Annotated in this window: 23 protein-coding genes; all 23 read left to right on the top strand. The window is 41.5% G+C overall.

Annotated features, from left to right (window positions below):
- Positions 1–35 precede the first annotated feature (35 nt).
- The 23 genes from B9Y89_RS12080 to B9Y89_RS12190 all read left to right on the top strand — a co-directional run bounded on the left by B9Y89_RS12080 (position 36) and on the right by B9Y89_RS12190 (position 19,374).
- Positions 36–1,472, top strand: coding sequence for a bifunctional 2-methylcitrate dehydratase/aconitate hydratase (locus B9Y89_RS12080; RefSeq protein WP_441351501.1), 1,437 nt, complete (start codon positions 36–38; stop codon positions 1,470–1,472).
- Between the two features lie 13 nt (positions 1,473–1,485).
- Positions 1,486–2,400 (top strand): methylisocitrate lyase, encoded by a 915-nt coding sequence (gene prpB, locus B9Y89_RS12085; protein WP_085523473.1) that lies wholly within the window; start codon positions 1,486–1,488, stop codon positions 2,398–2,400.
- Between the two features lie 317 nt (positions 2,401–2,717).
- Positions 2,718–3,257 carry an NUDIX hydrolase gene (locus B9Y89_RS12090; protein WP_085523474.1) on the top strand — a complete coding sequence of 180 codons (540 nt, stop codon included), beginning with the start codon at positions 2,718–2,720 and terminating at the stop codon, positions 3,255–3,257.
- Positions 3,258–3,271: 14 nt separating this feature from the next.
- Positions 3,272–4,438 (top strand): endonuclease Q family protein, encoded by a 1,167-nt coding sequence (locus B9Y89_RS12095; RefSeq protein WP_085523475.1) that lies wholly within the window; start codon positions 3,272–3,274, stop codon positions 4,436–4,438.
- Positions 4,439–4,556: 118 nt separating this feature from the next.
- On the top strand, positions 4,557–5,180 hold the full coding sequence (gene spoIIM, locus B9Y89_RS12100) for a stage II sporulation protein M (RefSeq protein WP_085523476.1): 624 nt from the start codon (positions 4,557–4,559) through the stop codon (positions 5,178–5,180).
- A 113-nt stretch (positions 5,181–5,293) separates the two neighbouring features.
- Complete coding sequence (gene fur / locus B9Y89_RS12105; RefSeq protein WP_085524722.1) at positions 5,294–5,746, top strand: ferric iron uptake transcriptional regulator; 453 nt, start codon at positions 5,294–5,296, stop codon at positions 5,744–5,746.
- Between the two features lie 160 nt (positions 5,747–5,906).
- Entirely contained in the window at positions 5,907–6,131 is a 225-nt protein-coding gene (locus tag B9Y89_RS12110) for a YqzK family protein (RefSeq protein WP_085523477.1), read from the top strand.
- A 1-nt stretch (position 6,132) separates the two neighbouring features.
- Positions 6,133–7,020, top strand: a complete 888-nt coding sequence (gene xerD, locus B9Y89_RS12115; protein WP_085523478.1) for a site-specific tyrosine recombinase XerD — start codon at positions 6,133–6,135, stop codon at positions 7,018–7,020.
- 12 nt (positions 7,021–7,032) lie between these two features.
- Complete coding sequence (deoB, locus tag B9Y89_RS12120) at positions 7,033–8,217, top strand: phosphopentomutase (protein WP_085523479.1); 1,185 nt, start codon at positions 7,033–7,035, stop codon at positions 8,215–8,217.
- Between the two features lie 21 nt (positions 8,218–8,238).
- A complete protein-coding gene (locus tag B9Y89_RS12125; protein ID WP_085524723.1) occupies positions 8,239–9,066 on the top strand; it encodes a purine-nucleoside phosphorylase in 828 nt (275 codons plus the stop codon).
- Between the two features lies 1 nt (position 9,067).
- Positions 9,068–9,886 (top strand): purine-nucleoside phosphorylase, encoded by an 819-nt coding sequence (locus B9Y89_RS12130; protein WP_085523480.1) that lies wholly within the window; start codon positions 9,068–9,070, stop codon positions 9,884–9,886.
- Positions 9,887–9,915: 29 nt separating this feature from the next.
- Positions 9,916–11,217 carry a pyrimidine-nucleoside phosphorylase gene (locus B9Y89_RS12135; protein WP_085523481.1) on the top strand — a complete coding sequence of 434 codons (1,302 nt, stop codon included), beginning with the start codon at positions 9,916–9,918 and terminating at the stop codon, positions 11,215–11,217.
- Positions 11,218–11,450: 233 nt separating this feature from the next.
- Positions 11,451–12,638, top strand: a complete 1,188-nt coding sequence (locus B9Y89_RS12140; RefSeq protein WP_085523482.1) for a D-alanyl-D-alanine carboxypeptidase family protein — start codon at positions 11,451–11,453, stop codon at positions 12,636–12,638.
- Between the two features lie 88 nt (positions 12,639–12,726).
- The gene (gene spoIIAA / locus B9Y89_RS12145; RefSeq protein ID WP_085523483.1) at positions 12,727–13,077 is read left to right on the top strand and encodes an anti-sigma F factor antagonist; all 351 of its coding nucleotides are present in this window, start codon (positions 12,727–12,729) and stop codon (positions 13,075–13,077) included.
- Positions 13,078–13,521, top strand: a complete 444-nt coding sequence (gene spoIIAB, locus B9Y89_RS12150; RefSeq protein WP_085523484.1) for an anti-sigma F factor — start codon at positions 13,078–13,080, stop codon at positions 13,519–13,521. It abuts the gene before it with no gap.
- An 11-nt stretch (positions 13,522–13,532) separates the two neighbouring features.
- The gene (gene sigF, locus B9Y89_RS12155) at positions 13,533–14,291 is read left to right on the top strand and encodes an RNA polymerase sporulation sigma factor SigF (protein WP_085523485.1); all 759 of its coding nucleotides are present in this window, start codon (positions 13,533–13,535) and stop codon (positions 14,289–14,291) included.
- A gap of 124 nt (positions 14,292–14,415) precedes the next feature.
- Positions 14,416–15,039: a stage V sporulation protein AA gene (locus B9Y89_RS12160; protein WP_085523486.1), complete on the top strand. Its 624-nt coding sequence runs from the start codon at positions 14,416–14,418 to the stop codon at positions 15,037–15,039.
- Positions 15,032–15,451, top strand: a complete 420-nt coding sequence (locus B9Y89_RS12165) for a stage V sporulation protein AB (protein WP_085523487.1) — start codon at positions 15,032–15,034, stop codon at positions 15,449–15,451. The genes B9Y89_RS12160 and B9Y89_RS12165 overlap by 8 nt, the downstream gene beginning before the upstream one ends.
- Positions 15,452–15,470: 19 nt before the next feature.
- Complete coding sequence (gene spoVAC, locus B9Y89_RS12170) at positions 15,471–15,929, top strand: stage V sporulation protein AC (protein WP_085523488.1); 459 nt, start codon at positions 15,471–15,473, stop codon at positions 15,927–15,929.
- A gap of 15 nt (positions 15,930–15,944) precedes the next feature.
- On the top strand, positions 15,945–16,958 hold the full coding sequence (gene spoVAD, locus B9Y89_RS12175) for a stage V sporulation protein AD (RefSeq protein ID WP_085523489.1): 1,014 nt from the start codon (positions 15,945–15,947) through the stop codon (positions 16,956–16,958).
- A gap of 1 nt (position 16,959) precedes the next feature.
- On the top strand, positions 16,960–17,310 hold the full coding sequence (spoVAE, locus tag B9Y89_RS12180; protein WP_085523490.1) for a stage V sporulation protein AE: 351 nt from the start codon (positions 16,960–16,962) through the stop codon (positions 17,308–17,310).
- 5 nt (positions 17,311–17,315) lie between these two features.
- Positions 17,316–17,876, top strand: coding sequence for a stage V sporulation protein SpoVABEA (locus B9Y89_RS12185; protein ID WP_085523491.1), 561 nt, complete (start codon positions 17,316–17,318; stop codon positions 17,874–17,876).
- Positions 17,869–19,374 (top strand): spore germination protein, encoded by a 1,506-nt coding sequence (locus B9Y89_RS12190; protein ID WP_303393585.1) that lies wholly within the window; start codon positions 17,869–17,871, stop codon positions 19,372–19,374. The genes B9Y89_RS12185 and B9Y89_RS12190 overlap by 8 nt, the downstream gene beginning before the upstream one ends.
- The last annotated feature ends 106 nt before the right edge of the window (positions 19,375–19,480 follow it).

A 19,480-nucleotide genomic window follows, 5' to 3' on the forward strand; every position in this document is an offset into this window, starting at 1 on the left:
AATTATAGACAGAAAGGAAACGATCGATGACAGAGATGAATGTACAAAACAAATCGAGAACCGATGCGTTGTTAGAGGAGATTGCGGACTATGCTGTGAACGAGCAGATTACTAGTCAAGAAGCGTTGGAGACAGCCCGCTATGTATTGATGGATACGTTAGGCGGCGGTTTTTTGGCACAACGTTATCCAGAGTGCAGGAAACACTTGGGGCCAATAGTCCCGGGAACCATCGTCCCAAACGGGGTTCGTGTGCCAGGTACGTCGTTTGAACTTGATCCCGTTCACGCTGCTTTTAATATCGGCTGTATGATACGATGGCTGGATTATAACGATACATGGTTGGCAGCGGAATGGGGACATCCATCAGATAATTTGGGAGCTATTTTGGCGACAGCTGACTATATCAGCCGCAAGCGGGTTGCTGAAGGCAAACAGTCCATTAAAATGGAACAAGTACTTCAGTCCATTGTTAAAGCCCATGAAATTCAAGGGGTGCTTGCACTTAATAATAGTTTAAATAGACATGGACTGGATCATGTGTTGTTCGTTAAAGTCGCATCAACAGCTGTCGTGACGGCCATGCTTGGTGGGACAAAAGATGACGTGGTCAACGCCTTATCACAAGCATGGATTGATAATTCTAGTTTGCGGACCTATCGCCATGCCCCGAATACCGGTTCAAGAAAATCCTGGGCAGCGGGTGATGCATGCAGTCGTGCTGTTCGCTTTGCATTAATGACATTGAATGGTGAAATGGGTTATAAAACGGCATTATCGGCTCCAGGATGGGGATTTCAGGATGTTTTGTTCGGAGGTCAAAAGCTAACGCTCGCACGCAAATTAGGTTCTTATGTGATTGAGAATGTTTTATTTAAAATTTCCTATCCAGCAGAGTTTCATGCACAAACAGCGCTTGAAGCGGCCATTGAACTTCATGATGACGTCGCCGGTCGTATTGATGACATCGATCAGGTAACGATTACTACTCACGAATCGGCGATCCGTATCATTGATAAGACGGGCCCGCTGGAAAACCCGGCTGATCGTGATCACTGTATTCAATATATTACAGCCGTTGGCTTGATTTACGGTGAACTGACGGCTGATCATTATGAGGACACCGTAGCCCAAGATCCGCGCATTGATCGTCTTAGAGATAAAATGACAGTTGTTGAGGAACCGCGGTACAGTCAAGAGTATCTTGACTCAGAGAAACGTTCGATTGCGAATGCCGTTCAAGTAGAGTTTAATGATGGTTCCAGCACTGAACAAATTGCGGTTGAATATCCGATAGGCCATCGTCGTCGCAGAGACGAAGGCATTCCGCTTCTGTTACAAAAATTTGAGAACAACTTACGAACACGATTTCCTCACAGACAGGTCAAACAGATCTATACGCTTTGTCAAGATGAAGCAACACTCAAAAATACGAATGTCAATGATTTTATGAAACTTCTCGTGACACCGTGAAAGGAGTCTATTCATGACTTGGATTGTGAATGAAGCATCATCCCAGGAACAATTAGCTGAAACGTTTAAACAATACATGCACGATAGCGAAATTTTAAAAATACCTGGTGCGCATGATGGCATGTCTGCTCTGATTGCTAAGCAAACGGGTTTTGAGGCCATCTATCTATCGGGAGCTGCTTATACAGCGAGCCGAGGTTTGCCTGATCTAGGCATGATTAACTCAGAAGAAATTACAGCAAAAGCGCGTGAGTTGGTGAGAGCTTCAAATTTGCCTGTCCTCGTTGATATTGATACTGGGTACGGCGGAGTACTAAACGTTGCGCGAACCGCTCAAGAGATGTTAGAAGCGCGTGTGGCTGCTGTGCAAATCGAAGACCAGGAGCTTCCGAAAAAGTGTGGTCATCTTAATGGAAAGCAATTAATACCTAAAGAAGAGATGATGGAAAAAATTCATGCGATTAAGGAAATTGCTCCTCATCTCGTTGTGGTCGCTCGAACAGATGCGAAAGCCGTTGAAGGTGTTGAAAGTGCCATCGAACGGGCGAATGCTTATGTGGAAGCGGGCGCCGATGCCATTTTTCCTGAAGCTTTCACAACGGAAGATGAATTCCGTCAAGTAAGCAGCTCGATATCCGCACCGCTACTCGCCAATATGACTGAATTTGGAAAAACACCTTATTATACAGCTGATGAGTTTGCCGCTTTTGGTTACAGTATGGTCATTTATCCAGTAACTTCCCTTCGCGTGGCTGCCAAAGCCTATGAAAAAGTGTTCCAGGACATTTATCAGAAAGGCACGCAAAAAGATCGCTTGGATGATATGCAAACCCGGGAAGAATTGTATGATACGATCCAACACTATGATTATGAAAACTTAGATAATAAAATCGCAAAAACGATTTTGCCAGAGATGGAAAATAAATAGATATTTTTAAATGAGAATGAGACAAAAGTATATTCGTCAAAGAATCATCCGAACTTGTTGATTAATCCGTTCGGATGATTTGTTTTAAATCGTCATTCCTGTCATCGCTTCGTCAAAATACGTCGCCTTCCGAGGGCACGGCCTCTCCATATTTTGACTACGCTAGAATTTGCTTGAGATATCTTACTTGTTCGGTTTCCTGAGTATCTTGTTTTGGATTTGTCCAGCCTTGCTCATACTAAGCCAAAGTTGCCTAAATTATGTTATCCTTAAAATAAAAATAGGTAGGTATGTTAATAATAGAAAGTGGTGACGGCATGAGTGATTTAACAGAAAAGACGATTCAGTCTAAGGACATTTATCAAGGAAAAGTGATCAATCTACAGGTTGATGATGTTGAATTACCGGATGGAGGGACCAGCAAACGCGAACTCGTCAAACACCCTGGTGCGGTTGCGGTCATCGCGGTAACCAAAGATGGACGTCTCGTTTTAGTCCGGCAGTATCGTAAAGCTTTAGAAAAAACGATTTATGAAATTCCAGCGGGGAAATTGGAACCGGGTGAGGCGCCTGAAGTAACAGCTAGACGTGAATTGGCGGAAGAGACTGGTTTTCAATGTGATCAACTTGAACCTCTCGTATCTTTTTACACATCACCAGGTTTTGCGGATGAGCTTGTCCATGTGTTCTATACTGATACGCTGACAGACGGCGAACAGCAACTAGATGATGACGAATTTCTCGATCAACACGAAGTCACGGTAGACGAAGCCTTACAAATGATTGCTGCCCAAACCATTCATGATGCTAAAACCGTCTATGCAGTGCAGTATTTACAACTAAAGAAACATATTTAAAAAGGGCGATTCTATTGAAACATTATTATTCTGACTTACACATCCATCTCGGGAGAACCCCTTCAGGACGACCCGTTAAAATCACTGGTTCTGACTCACTAACGATTGATAACATTCTGACTGAGGCTTTTTATAGAAAAGGTATGGATATTGTTGGCGTCATTGACTGCCATGTCCCAGAAATCCTTGAACATCTTAAATCAATGGCGTCTGATGGGGCCGTTGACGAACTCGCCGATGGTGGCGTACAGTACCAAGGTTTAACCTTGATGCTCGGCACAGAAATAGAAGTTTATGATCACCATTGTCATGGACCGGCTCACGTACTCGCCTTTTTTCCTTATATTCATAAAATAGAGCAATTTAGCCAGTGGCTTGCGCAACACGTTACTAACATTACCCTTAGTACCCAAAGATACTTTGGGACCATCCAAGCGTTACAAACAAAAATCCATGATCTCGATGGACTATTTATCCCAGCACATATATTCACACCATTTAAGAGTGCCTATGGTGTGGCTGTTAAACGCAGTTTAGGAGAAATCTTTGATCTTGATCAGATTGACGCTGTCGAGTTAGGGTTGAGCGCTGACACCGGTATGGCTGATCAAATCCCGGAGTTGCATCAATTCACGTTTCTAACCAATTCTGATGCTCACTCCACCCCAAAAATTGCTAGAGAATATCAGACATTCGCGATGGAGGCACCGACATTTTCGGAATTCAGACGCGTTCTGAAAAAACAAGGCAACCGAAACGTGGTCGCTAATTACGGTCTGAATCCACGCCTTGGAAAATATCATAAAACATGTTGTGCAATTTGTTTCCATCAAATTAGGGATGACGTCCGTGTCTGTCCTTATTGTGGGAGTCAACGCATAATAACAGGTGTATCCAATCGTTTACAGGAACTGAAGTCGGAGCATGGGAAAAGTCCGGAGCGTCCTCCATACATTCATCAAGTTCCTCTTGAGTTTATACCCAAAGTAGGCCCCAAGACCCTTACCAAATTAATCACGGCCTTTGGCAGCGAAATGAATGTGATGCATGAGGTGAGCACTGCTGAATTACAGGATGTAGTTGGACGGCAAGTCGCAAATTTAATCGTTAAAGGGCGGGATGGCAGCCTAGCTTTCGAAACAGGCGGTGCTGGCCGCTATGGAAGAGTTAAAGATGAATAACTCGTGAGGTACTAGTTACGGGTCATTTTCTGATGCAAACTATTAAAATCCTAGTCATAGATTGTCCCTTCTATCATATAAATAAACTAAGCAATGTGATTAGGAGGGAATACCATTGATGCAATATAAACAAGCTTTGGTTCGCCACTTGCAGGATAATATCTCTATCTATGTTTTTACGATTGTTTTATTTGTTATGGGAATTATATTTGGTGCAGTGATTGTCAATAGTTTGCCTTATGATGCCAAAAACGATTTATACCATTATTTGAATCAGTTTTTTACTGAAATGAATAAAGGAGCGATTGCTGCCCCAAATACGATGTTAGGCGAGAGTTTCTCCCATTCCTTACAATACCTTGGATTCATCTGGATATTAGGATTGTCAATTATTGGGCTTCCCATTGTTTTCATTCTATTATTCATTAAAGGGATTGTCGTTGGTTTTACTGTTGGGTTCCTCGTCAATCAAATGGGATTACATGGTTTCTGGTTAGCACTTGTTAGTGTGTTTCCGCAAAATCTGATGATCATTCCTACATTTATCATTGTCAGTACGGCGTCCGTAGCTTTCTCTCTACGTATTATCCGGCAGTTGTTAATGAAAAGTCGAAAAGAACCGCTGTTTCCGCAATTTACCCGCTACGCTGGGGTTATGTTTGGTATTTTGGCCATTGCATTCGTGGTTGCCTTGTATGAGGCCTATTTATCTCCCGTATTAATTAAAGGTGTTGTCGGTTGATTATCAAATTATAATTATTATAAAAAGCAGATTAAAATTATTATAATTTGACACTCGTTTTCGCAATGCTTATAATTATGATGTAAGATTGCGAGGGAGGCAATGTCATGACTATGGAGAGCCGGCTTGATCGAATAAAAAAGCAACTTCATTCACAGAAATATAAATTAACACCGCAACGCGAGGCCACTGTACGCGTTTTACTAGAAAACGAAGAAGACCATTTAAGTGCCGAAGATGTCTACCTCCTCGTTAAAGAAAAAGCGCCGGAAATTGGTTTAGCGACCGTGTATCGGACGCTTGAACTGTTATCAGAATTGAAAGTCGTTGATAAAATTAACTTTGGTGACGGGGTTTCAAGATATGATTTACGACAAGAAGGAGCTGACCATTTCCATCACCATTTAGTGTGTATTGAATGTGGAACGGTTGATGAGATTCAAGATGATTTGCTTGGTGATGTTGAAAAAATCGTTGAAAGAGATTGGCAGTTTAAAATTAAAGATCACCGCCTAACATTCCACGGAATTTGTCATCGATGTCAAGAAAAGAGTCAAGCAGAATGATAGTGTGGTAGCCAAAACCTTTTCCATATCTAAACCGGGAAGGGTTTTTTAATCAACTAAGAATACATATTAGATTCGGGTGGACATGTATATTTCACTAGTGTTTTGGCATACCTTGTAATAAAGATAGCTATGCCGGGGTGAGATTATGAGGTCTGCAATGAAAACAATTTTTGATACAATGAAAGTGTTTCTTCTATTTGTCAGTTGCACGGTTTTATTCTATTTCGGGTTGAAGTGGTTAGATCAAAATTATGATAGCTTTCATAAATACGATGAACCTGATGGAAAAGCGGTTAAAGTTTTTTCACAAAACGATTCGAAAACTAGTGAGGATCTGGGTTGGCCTAATCGTTTGCTACAATTTATAAGAGACGGGGAGTAACATGAAGGATCAAATCAATGATTTTATTCACTACTTAGTTGTCGAACGAGGATTATCAGATAACACTGTTAAATCGTATCGACGTGATTTGTTACAATATGTCAATTATCTCCAAAATTCCTATGTTAAGGCATGGACAGATGTCAACCGTGATCAGATTTCCTATTATTTATTGCATTTAAAGGACGCTGGGCGGGCTTCTTCGACGGTTGCGCGACAAATCGCTAGTATTCGTGCTTTTCATCAATTTTTATTGCGGGAAGGCATCGCGGGGCATGATCCCTCACATCATGTCGGTGTTCCGAAGACCGAGCGAAAACTGCCTAAAGTCCTATCAATGAAAGAAGTGGAATCGCTACTAGATACGCCTAACTTAATGCGTCCCATTGGTGAACGGGATAAGGCCATGTTGGAAGTTTTATATGCGACGGGTTTACGTGTCACTGAATTGATAGAGTTGAACCTTGACGATCTGCACCTGACCATGGGTTTTTTGCGCTGTATTGGTAAAGGCAATAAAGAAAGGATTATTCCCCTTGGAAGACAAGCGATTCAAGCAGTACGTACATATATTGAAAATGGCAGACCTCGAATGTTAAAAACATCCCATACTGATGCGTTGTTCTTGAATCATCATGGACGTCGTATGTCTCGTCAAGGATTTTGGAAAGTTCTTAGGGGATTGACACGTGATGCAGGGATTACTAAAGCTTTGACGCCACATACCTTACGCCACTCATTTGCCACTCATCTTTTGGAAAATGGAGCTGATTTACGAGCTGTGCAAGAAATGCTTGGACATGCTGATATTTCAACAACGCAAATTTATACTCATGTATCGAAGCATCGACTGAAGGATATTTATGCAAACTATCATCCAAGAGCGTAAGGAGGAGATTTTGTGACTGGACACACATTTAATCGGGTCTTTTTAATTGTATTGGATTCTGTAGGTATTGGTGAAGCCCCTGATGCACCACAATTCGATGATGCGGGGGCCGATACATTTGGCCATATTGCGGACAAGATGGATGGCTTGCATTTGCCGAATTTAAGTCAATTTGGGCTTGGTAATATTCGTGCATCTATTCAAGGTGTTGAACCTGTCGATCGCCCCGAGGCGGATTATGGACTGATGCAAGAAGCATCTAATGGAAAAGACACGATGACGGGTCACTGGGAGATTATGGGTCTCTATATTGATAAACCGTTCGTGACCTTTCCAAATGGTTTTCCTGATGAACTCATTCAACAATTAGAGGCTAAGAGCGGGCGAAACGTGATTGGTAACAAGGCTGCCTCTGGAACCGAAATTATTAAAGAATTAGGCGAGCAACATATGGCAACCGGTGACTTGATCGTTTACACTTCTGCTGATTCCGTATTACAAATCGCTGCACACGAAGACGTCATCCCCGTTGCTGAACTTTATAGGATCTGTGAGATGGCCCGTGAATTAACTATCGATGAGCCTTACATGCTCGGACGTGTGATTGCTCGTCCATTCATTGGTGAGCCGGGACAGTTTGAAAGAACAGCTAATAGACATGATTATGCGTTGAAGCCGTTTGGTCATACGGTCATGAATGAATTGGAAGAGCAAAACTTCGATGTTATTGCTCTAGGGAAAATCAATGATATTTATGATGGGGAAGGTGTCACCCGAGCAATTAAAACAAAGGATAATATGGACGGCGTCAATAAACTAATCGAAACGCAAAATGAGACGTTTAATGGCCTGGCGTTTCTTAATCTTGTTGATTTTGATTCTAAGTATGGTCACCGCCGCGACCCTGAAGGCTATGGTGAGGCACTGCAAGCGTTTGACCGCCGTTTACCGGAGATAGTAAAGCAGCTAAAAGATGATGATGTTCTAATCATCACGGCCGATCATGGTAATGACCCAACTTATAAAGGGACTGATCATACGAGAGAACTTGTACCTTTATTCGTTTACCATAATCAATTAAATGGAGGGCATCAGTTGTCAAAGCGGGAGACATTTGCGGATATCGGTGCAACTGTTAGTGATAACTTTAGCATTCCAATGCCCAAACATGGAACAAGCTTTTTAAGAGACATTTAAATGGGGCCTGAGGTGAGAGATATGGCAATCAAAACATACGTACAAGAAGCACTTGAAGTTTTACAGGAAAAAGTAACGATAACCCCAGACATCGGTTTGATTCTTGGGTCAGGTCTAGGTGTGATGGCCGAACAGTTGGAAGATGCGGAAACAATTCCTTATACTGAATTGTCGCATTTTCCGGAGCCAACGGTTGCTGGACATGCTGGTCAGTTTGTGTTCGGTCATTTGAATGGGGTCCCTGTGGTTGCGATGCAGGGTAGGTACCATTACTACGAAGGGTATACTTTAACACAAGTAACCTTTCCTATTAGAGTGCTGCATGAATTGGGGATCAATCAATTAGTGATTACCAATGCGGCTGGAGGCGTTAATACGGGTTTTGATCCCGGAGACCTGATGTTGATGACCGATCACATTAACTGGATGAATGACAATCCATTGATTGGACCTAATGATGAAAAATTAGGAGTGCGATTTCCAGAGTTGGCAGAGGCCTATGATAAAGATTTGCAGCAGCTAGCAAAAGCGGCTTCGGCGTCAGCTGGCATTGATTTACGTGAAGGCGTTTACATTGCCGTCACGGGTCCGAGTTATGAAACACCCGCAGAAGTCAAGATGATACGCAAGCTTGGGGGCGATGCTGTCGGCATGTCAACCGTTCCAGAAGTCATTGTCGCTAAACATGCCGGTATGAAAGTTCTCGGCTTGTCTTGCATATCAAATATGGCCGCCGGTATTCTTGACCAACCGCTCAGCCATTCAGAGGTGATTGAAACAACGGAACGAGTCAAGACCGATTTTCAAGCACTAATCAAAGCCATTGTTCAACGGATGGGGGACAAATAATATGTCATTACAGGATAAAGTTAGTGAAGCCATTAAAATCGTTCAAGAGCATGCTCATGTCGAACCTCAAGTAGGTCTGATTCTTGGCTCCGGTCTAGGCGATTTAGCTGAAGACATTAAGGATGCCTTGGTCATTCCATATAAAGATATACCGTATTTTCCAGAGTCGACAGTTGCCGGGCATAAAGGCCAACTCGTCATCGGTGAATTAAATGGCAAACAAGTGGTGGCTATGCAAGGCCGGTTTCACTTCTATGAAGGTTACAACATTCAAGACGTGACGTTCCCGGTCCGGGTTATGCAGGGGCTTGGTATTCACCGTTTAATTGTGACGAATGCCTGTGGAGGCATGAATCAATCATTCGAACCAGGTGACTTGATGATTATTAATGACCATCTTAATATGACCGGTGAAAATCCACTCATTGGTAAGAATGATGATACTTTTGGTCCGAGGTTCCCTGATATGAGCGAAGCCTACAGTAAAGATCTTAGAAAGCTTGCGAAATCAATAGCTACTAAAGAAGATATTAAAGTACAAGAGGGTGTTTACGCTGGGATTACTGGACCTTCATTTAATACACCAGCTGAACTGATTATGCTACGTCATCTCGGAGCAGATGCTGTTGGTATGTCAACGGTGCCTGAGGTGATTGTCGCGAATCATATGGGCATGGAGGTCCTTGGTATTTCTTGTGTCACGGATATGGCGATTGGAGAAGCATTGGAACCATTGACGCATGATCAAGTCGTTGCGGTTGCTGATCAGACAAAGCCGACATTCATCCGCTTGGTTCGTTCGACATTAGAAGCAATGTAAACATCTTTATCATGATGAGGTGAAGAGACATGCGAATGGTTGACTTAATTCAAAAGAAGCGCGATGGTAACGCGTTATCTGCAGAAGACATTCAATTTATCGTTCATAATTATACAAACGGGAATATTCCTGATTATCAGATGTCCGCTTTCGCAATGGCCGTTTACTTTCAAGGAATGGAAGACGACGAAATTGCTGATTTAACCTTGGCGATGGCAGGATCCGGTGATTCTATTGACTTGACACCGATTGAAGGGATTAAAGTTGATAAACATTCAACCGGGGGTGTAGGTGATAAAACCAGTTTTATTGTAACACCGCTTGTTGCCGCGGCTGGTGTTCCCGTTGCCAAAATGTCAGGAAGAGGGTTAGGTCATACAGGTGGCACGATTGACAAATTGGAAGCGATTGAAGGTTTTCAAACAGAGCTAACAAGGGATCAATTTATTGACAATGTCAATAAGCATAAACTATCCCTTGTCGGTCAAAGTGGTAACTTAGCTCCAGCTGATAAAAAATTATATGCACTTAGAGATGTCACGGCGACAGTGGATTCGATCCCGCTCATTGCTAGTTCAATTATGAGTAAAAAAATTGCCTCAGGTGCTGATGCGATTGTTCTTGACGTAAAAACAGGTTCTGGCGCTTTTATGAAAACGCTTGAGGCATCCAAAGCGCTTGCAAACGAAATGGTGTCTATTGGCAACAATGTTGGTAGAAACACCATTGCTGTCGTCAGTGACATGAACCAGCCGCTCGGTTATGAAATCGGCAATGCCAACGAGATTAAGGAGGCTGTAGAAGTCTTAAACGGGAGAAATATTGAAGACTTACGCAAACTATCATTGGAATTAGCGGCTCACATGACCGTTTTAGCCGAGGCTTATCCTGATTATAAGACGGCTTATCAGACGCTTCAGAAAAAACTTGATAACGGTGAAGCGTACGAAGCATTTAAAACATTTATAGCCAGTCAAGGCGGCGATGTAGCATCCATTGATGATTTAGATCAGTTGCCACAAACGGAGTATCATGTTGAAGTAAAGGCGGAGCAAAGTGGCTATGTTACCGGAATTGATGCTGAGTCTGTAGGTGTTGCTGCGATGCACCTTGGAGCAGGCCGAGCAACCAAAGATGATGTCATCGATCATGCCGTTGGGATTACGTTGAAACATAAAATCGGTGATTATATCAATAATGGCGATGTTATAGCGGTATTACATAGCAACAGCAACAATCCGACATCTGTCATCGAACAACTGAAACATGCGATTGCTATTTCTAAAGAAGAACAACAGAAACCAGTACTGCTTTATAAAGTCATCGACTAATGCTTTTGTAAAAAAATTACTAATAAGGAATAAAATAAAACATTGCTAAGTAAAACGTTTGACTCTTTGTCAAGCGTTTTTTTATTCGTGCTCAACTAAAAACAGTTATTTTACTTTCCCACTTACTATAAAGTAAATTTTTTCTTTAAAGTTTTATGCAGTTGGGTTTTAGATATGCAAAGATTGGAAAGGATAAAGAAGACATAATGTGTATCTATTGGAGGGATCAAGCGATGAAAAAAATAAAACAACTGACGACAGCTGGATTAGCAACATTAATGATTTTTATTCTAACAATACCTGCATCTTTTGTTCAGGCAAAAGAGAAATCAACGTCTGAGCCTATCGTCGAGAATGTGAAGTCAGCGATTTTATTGGAGCAAGATACTGGTGAAGTTCTGTATCAATCCAATGCACAAAAAGAATTACCGCCGGCCAGTATGACGAAAGTTATGACAATGTTACTGATTTTCCAAGCGCTTGATCGCGGTGATTTATCATTAAAGGATAAAATTAAGGTGAGTGAACACGCAGCATCGATGGGTGGGTCACAAGTCTATCTTGAAACCGGCGAGGTCATGACGGCTAAAGACATGATCAAAGCGATTGCCATTGGATCAGCAAACGATGCTTCGGTGGCGATGGCTGAACACATCGCGGGTTCCGAGAAAATGTTTGTGAAACAGATGAATCAAAAAGCTAAGAAAATGGGGCTAAAGCACACGCATTTTGAAAATCCGACGGGACTTCCTGAAGAAAACCATTACTCAACTGCTAAGGACATGGCCACTATGGCTAAGGCATTATTGCATTATAAAGATGTTTTAGAATATACATCGACATATGAAGATTACCTGCGTGAAGATACGGATGATAAATTTTGGCTAGTTAATACAAATAAGCTTGTGAAAACCGAAGACACGGTAGATGGCTTGAAAACAGGTTTTACGAATGAAGCTAAGTATTGTCTGACCGCGACCGCCAAGAAAAATGATATGCGCGTGATTTCGGTTGTTATGGGGGCGCCGTCGACAAAAGAGCGCAATAAACAAGTTATGAATATGGTGAATTATGCATTCGCGAATTATAAAACGAAACAACTTGTGAAAGCGGGTAAGCATGTCAAGCAAGTGCCAGTGAATAAGAGTGCGCGCGGAAATGTTTCTGTTGTTACCAAGGATCGTGTTGTCTTATTAACGAAAAAAGGGGACAAATTAAACCAAATCAAAAAAGACATTAAAATGAATCAAAATTTGCAAGCACCTATTGATAAAGGCACGGTTGTCGGTCGCTATGTAGTCAAGAGGGATGGAAAGACTGTGTCGGAAACGCCTTTAATTGTTAATGAAAAGGTCGAGGAAGCTTCATGGTGGCAATTATTTAAACGTATGGTCGGAAAAGCAACGAATGGGTCGTGGTAAGTCGAATCACCACTAGTTTTGTCATGATGAAGGATTGACAGATGCAAATAGCGAAAAGACTCATTAGCCCAAAAAGGAGGAGAGGCCAGTGAGTCTACAGATCAATCTGGAAACAAAAAATCAAGTGTTGTGTATCAGACTTTCAGGTGAATTGGATCATCATACGGCTGAACAACTACGTAATCAAGTGAATTTGGCTTTACAAAACCAAAATATAAAACATATGCTTTTGAACTTAGGTGAACTCAGATTTATGGATAGTTCGGGTTTAGGTGTGATTTTAGGTCGATATAAGCAAATTGCCGCGGGTGGCGGTGAAATGGTTGTCTGTTCGATTTCACCTGATGTTCGCCGTTTATTTGAAATGTCAGGGTTGTTTAAGATTGTTAGGTTAGAAGAAGATGAGTCCTTTGCTCTTCAAACTTTGGGGGTGGCTTAGATGAATAAGAATGAAATGACGCTGGAATTTTCCGCACTTAGTGAAAATGAATCATTTGCTCGTGTGACAGTGGCTTCGTTTGTCGCTCAGTTGGATCCAACAATGGATGAATTAACAGAGATCAAAACGGTTGTCTCCGAAGCGGTTACGAATGCGATTATTCACGGTTATCAAAACAACGGTAAAGATAAGGTTTATATTAAAGCAGTATTGGTTGACGGAACGGTTAATATTATGATTCGTGACGAAGGCATTGGAATTGAGAATATTGATGAGGCAAGACAGCCGCTATTTACAACGAAACCAGAACTCGAACGATCGGGAATGGGTTTTACCATCATGGAAAATTTCATGGATCACGTCGACATCATGACAAACGAAAATCAAGGCACAACCGTTCATTTAACGAAACATTTGTCAAAGAATAAAGCGTTGTGCAATTAGGAGACCTGCCTATGAATGTCAATGTCGAAAAGACGTCCAAAGATAAACTGTTGGATAATGATGAAATCAAAAACCTAATTCATAGAAGTCAACAAGGGGAGCAAGAAGCCAGAGACTTAATTGTTGAAAAAAACATGCGGCTCGTATGGTCTGTCGTCCAAAGGTTTCTTAATCGCGGATATGAATCCGATGATTTATTTCAAATCGGCTGTATTGGTTTGCTAAAATCCGTTGATAAATTTGATTTGAGTTATGAAGTGAAATTTTCGACATATGCTGTTCCGATGATTATTGGTGAGATTCAACGTTTCATAAGGGATGATGGAACGGTAAAGGTCAGCCGTTCTTTAAAAGAAACCGGCAATAAAGTTAGGAAAAAAAAGGACGAGCTATCTAAACAGTTAGGACGGAATCCGACTGTTCAAGAATTGGCGGAGGCCCTTGATATATCGGTCGAAGAAGTCGTGATGTCACAAGAAGCCATCCGCTCACCATCTTCCATTCATGAAACAGTATATGAAAATGATGGCGACCCCATCACTCTAATGGACCAAATTTCTGATGATGATGAACATAAGTGGTTTGATAAAATTGCTTTGCGTGATGCCGTGCAGCATTTACAGGAACGCGAACGACTCATTGTTTATTTACGTTATTTTAAAGATCAAACGCAATCGGAAGTTGCCGGACGTTTAGGCATTTCGCAAGTTCAAGTATCACGATTAGAAAAGAAAATATTAGAGGATATTAAAGGCCAGATGGTTGATTAACCATCTGGTTCTTTTTTGTCTTAAAGAAAGTTTTCTTTATGTAATGGGAATTACTGGACCCTTTAATTGTTTCGCATGAATGGAGCCATTTAGAAACATACTAAAGTTCAAAGGGGGTCGTGTGATGTCAGAGGTATCCATTTACGTTCGTATGCGGCAAAAAATAATGGTGAACGTCAACGAAGTGGTAACCATTGGTACATTGGCAAACATTGTTGCCCCTGAGCATATCAAAAAGCGGTTGGTTAGTATGAATATTTATCACATCACGCCAGCCGATAATAAGTTTACGGTTGTTGACGTTATGGATATTATCACAAATATTTATAAACAGTTTCCAGAGGCCGACATTCAAACCGTTGGTCCCACACAGACCATTCTAGAAGTTAAACCAAAAAAGCGAAAAAGTCGACCGCTTCTCTTTTTACTCATTTGGTTAATCTTGTTCATTGGTTCAGGTCTTACGATTATGAACTTCCATGAGGATGTGGCTATGGGAGAGGTTCATCAAAAATTATATTCACTTATTACAGGGGAGCATAAGGGTAAACCACTGATATTGCAAATCCCATATTCATTGGGATTAGGTATCGGGATGATCCTTTTTTTTAACCACATTTTCAAAAAGAAATTTAACGAAGAACCCAGTCCGCTAGAAGTTGAGATGTTTAATTATCAGCAAGATCTTGATCAGTATGTGATTGTTCACGAGTATCAGAAACGGCAAACAGGACAATCAAATGATTGAAGAGGTTGTTCTTATCATCATCGGTTTCTCTGGCGGATTGGCGGTTGGCTGTGGATTTGTAGCTTTTTTAACCGTGCTTGGCATCATTCCGCGTTTAACTCAGTTATCAAAAACGAACCACCTCATTAGGTGGCTTGAATGGGGTGTTGTATTAGGTGCCATCATTGGAACAAGTATCAGTTTATGGAATATTAAGTTAGCGCTACCGTCATTTTTACTGATCCCGATTGGTCTGTTCTCTGGTTTGTTTATCGGTATGCTGGCAGCGGCCCTTACGGAAGTTTTGAATGTGCTGCCTATATTAGCTAAAAGAATTGGTATTAATCAACAAATTTTAATATTACTAATGGCTATTGTTCTAGGGAAAATTTGTGGCTCTTTATTCCATTGGACTTATTTTGTCAACCATTAACAGCCTAAGGAGGAAGCAAATGAGTAAGAAGTTAAATGATCAGAAAAACTATAAACAAAATATAAAACCTTATCAGCCAAAACCTAAATATGTAAAAAATTGTATCAAAGCCTTTATTATAGGAGGATTAATTTGTCTCATAGGTCAACTCATTGAGAATGCTTATTCTGCAATGTTTGATTTCTCGGAGAAGACCGCTGGTGATTATACAGTGGGTACGTTAATTTTGATTTCATCTTTGTTAACGGGATTTGGGGTATACGATCGCATTGGTCAATTTGGAGGAGCTGGTGCATTAATCCCTATAACAGGATTTGCTAATTCGGTGACGAGCTCAGCACTGGAAAGCAAGAGTGAAGGCATTGTTTTAGGCATAGCAATGAATTTATTCAAACTAGCCGGGGCTGTGATTGTCTTTGGTATCCTCTCGGCTGTTGTTTTTGGCTTGTTAAGAGTTTTCATAGGAAATTTAATGTAGGTCAGGGGGCAAATTATGGCTAAAGTTGGAAAACAAACATGGCAATATCAAAATAATATTTACTTACATTCAACTGGGACAACAGTTGGTCCATTGGAAGCAAAAGGTCCATTATCAAGCCATTTTGACCTTTCACATAATGATCTTCATTGCGGAGAGACGAATTGGGAATTAGCCGAACGTCGACTTATGAGGGAGGCAATTGACATATGTTTGAAAAATGGAGAGAAACAGCCAGAAGATGTAGATATGTTCCTTGCTGGTGATTTGCTTAATCAAACCGTCACCTCAAACTTCATTGCAAGTGAGTACCAAATACCTTATTTGGGAATGTTTGGGGCCTGTTCAACATCTATGGAAACTTTAAGTGTGGGTGCATTATTGGTTGATACGGGATATGCTGAGCAATCTCTGTGTGCTGTTAGCAGCCATAATTCAACGGCCGAACGACAATTTCGTAACCCTACAGAGTATGGAGGACCTAAGCCTGACACGGCAACATTTACTGTAACAGGTGCAGGAGCTGCCCTTGTCAATCAAGAATCATCACCTGTTCGTTTGACTTCATCGACTATTGGTCGTGTATTAGATTGGGGCATTGGTGATCCAAATGATATGGGTTCAGCTATGGCCCCGGCAGCAGCTGACACGATCTATAATCATTTACAGGATATGGGTCGTCAACCTGAAGACTATGACATGATCGTTACGGGAGATTTGTCTAGTGTTGGAAGTCCAATCGTCAAACAATTGCTGTGGGAGAAAGGTATGGATGTGAGCAATGTCCATCAAGACTGTGGTTTAATGATTTATCGGCCTGATCAACCTGTTTTTGCCGGCGGCAGTGGGACAGCCTGCTCCGCAGTTGTTTCTTACGGTTATATTGCCAATCAAATTCGACAAGGGACGATCAAGCGAGCTCTTATTGTTGCAACAGGGGCACTCCTTAACCCTATGATTATTCAACAAAAACAAACGATCCCTTGTATAGCACATGGTGTTGTACTTGAATCGGCGGGAGGCGAGTAACATGGAATACCTGTTAGCGTTTGTCATCGGCGGGTTGATTTGTGTTGTCGGACAAATCTTTTTAGATGTATTTAGATTGACGCCTCCATATGTGATTGTCACATTTGTCGTATTAGGGGCAGCATTGGATACATTTGGATTGTATGATAAATTGATTGAATTTGCTGGTGCTGGAGCAACCGTTCCAATCACCAGCTTCGGCCATTCTTTACTCCATGGAGCGATGCAAGGTGCGGAAAATCATGGATATATTGGTGTCGCTATGGGGGCCTTTCAACTAACGTCTACCGGAATAACGTCAGCAATATTATTTGGTTTTCTCATCGCCTTAATTTTCAAACCGAAGGGATGATCACCGTGGTCAAACATGTCATTTTAATAACCGACGGTGACAAATATGCCCGTCAGGCAGTTGAGTTGACTGCCGATAAACTCGGCTGTCGATGTATTTCCCGATCGTCTGGAAATCCGACGCCATTAACCGGGCCGCAGTTGGTGGAATTTATACAAGAAACACCTTATGACCCAATACTAGTCATGTTTGATGATTGTGGTTTTAACGGGGAAGGTCCAGGAGAAAAGGCGCTAGAATTTGTTGCTACTCATGAGGACGTCCAACCACTTGGTGCTATTGCCGTTGCTTCTAATAGCAGCTTTCATGAGTGGTCAAGAGTCGATGTCAGTATAGACCAATTCGGCCATCTCAGTGAATATGGTGTAGACAAAGATGGTGTTCCTGATCTGGAACTGGGTCGTGTTGCCGGTGACACTGTCTACGTTCTCGATCGCCTAAATCTGCCTGTGATTGTTGGCGTTGGAGATATTGGCAAAGTCGGTGGATTTGACCGACCGGAAAAAGGAGCTCCAGTAACTATGGAAGCCGTCAAGTTAGTGATGGAAAGGAGTGGTTATCATTAAACAAGGGGAAAAACATAAAGAACCGATTAAAAAGCGTATTGAAGAGAATAAGGCCTATATGAAGGAACGGCTCAATATTGGCAGTCGCAACTTCGATGTCGGTGTTCGTGAATTTGACATTCTAAGTAACAAAGTTGAATTATATTATTGTACACCATTGACAGACTCCACACTCGTGGTGCAAATGTTTAGAGAAATGCTGCGAATGGTGGATCTGCATCAGTCAAACATAAGCTTGCGAAAAACAATTAAGCAGCATATGACACACCAACAAGTCAAAGAAATACAAACCTTGGATGAAGTTGTTGACAACATGTTATCTGGGTTAATTGTTATACTAATTGACGGCGAAACAGTTGGGTTAGTCATGGATGTCCGTCACTATCCCGGGCGTACCCCTAAAGAACCCGATGTAGAAAAAGTGGTTCGAGGTTCTCGGGATGGTTTTACAGAGAATATTATTGAAAACACAGGGTTAATTCGTCGGAGAATCCGGGATGAACGGTACCGGAGTGACATTATGCAAATTGGGGAGCGCTCAAAAACAGACGTTTGTTTGTGTTATCTTAATGACGTTGCGAATCCAGAATTGGTTAAGACGATCAAAGAAGAACTGAAAAAGATTGAAGTTGATGGTATTCCAATGGCAGATAAAGCTGTTGAAGAATTTCTCATTAACCAAGGCTATAATCCCTATCCGATGGTTCGCTATACTGAGCGTCCTGATGTGGCTTCTGCCCATGTCTTTGAAGGACATGTCTTAATAATTGTTGATACATCACCTAGTGTGATTATTTTGCCAACAACCTTGTTTCATCACGTTCAGCATGCTGAAGAATATCGAGAGACCCCGGCAGTTGGAGTATTTATGCGTTGGGTTCGATTTATTGCGATGCTTATGTCGGTGTTCTTAATGCCTATATGGTTGTTACTGGTTCAACATAATGAGTTATTGCCAGCTTCGATTGATTGGATAGGCCCCCAAAAAGAAGCTTATCATATTCCCTTAGTGTTACAAATTCTGCTCGCCGAAATTGGAATTGAAATCATTCGGATGGCGGCCATACATACACCAACATCGTTGTCAACGGCCCTTGGCTTAATTGCTGCTGTCCTTATTGGACAAATAGCGATTAAGGTTGGTATCTTCGTTTCAGAAGTGATCCTTTATACCTCGGTTTCCGCGATTGGTGCCTTTGCAACGCCGAGTTATGAGTTAGGTGTGGCCAATAAAGTGGTGCGATTTATTCTTATAATAGTCGCCGCTGCGTTTGGTGTCCCCGGATTTGTCATTGTCTCGACTGCTTTAATTATTTATCTTGCCAGGACAAAGAATATCAACACTCCTTATCTCTGGCCACTTATTCCATTTAATCCAATGGCATTCCTTAATATTATGATTAGAACAACCATGCCAATGTCAGAAATTCGACCAAGTATCGTTAGACCACAGAATAGTACAGAGCAACCGTCCAACCAAGGTAAGCGTCAAAATTAAGTTCAATCTTGGGATGTCTATTAATTGATATCCCCATTTTTTATCGTTTGATTATTTCGCTTGTTTACTTCATGGCTTGACTCTGCTATAATTATGTGAAATTTTC

Origin of the sequence: Tuberibacillus sp. Marseille-P3662, assembly GCF_900178005.1 — a bacterium.
Lineage (GTDB): Bacteria > Bacillota > Bacilli > Bacillales > Sporolactobacillaceae > Marseille-P3662.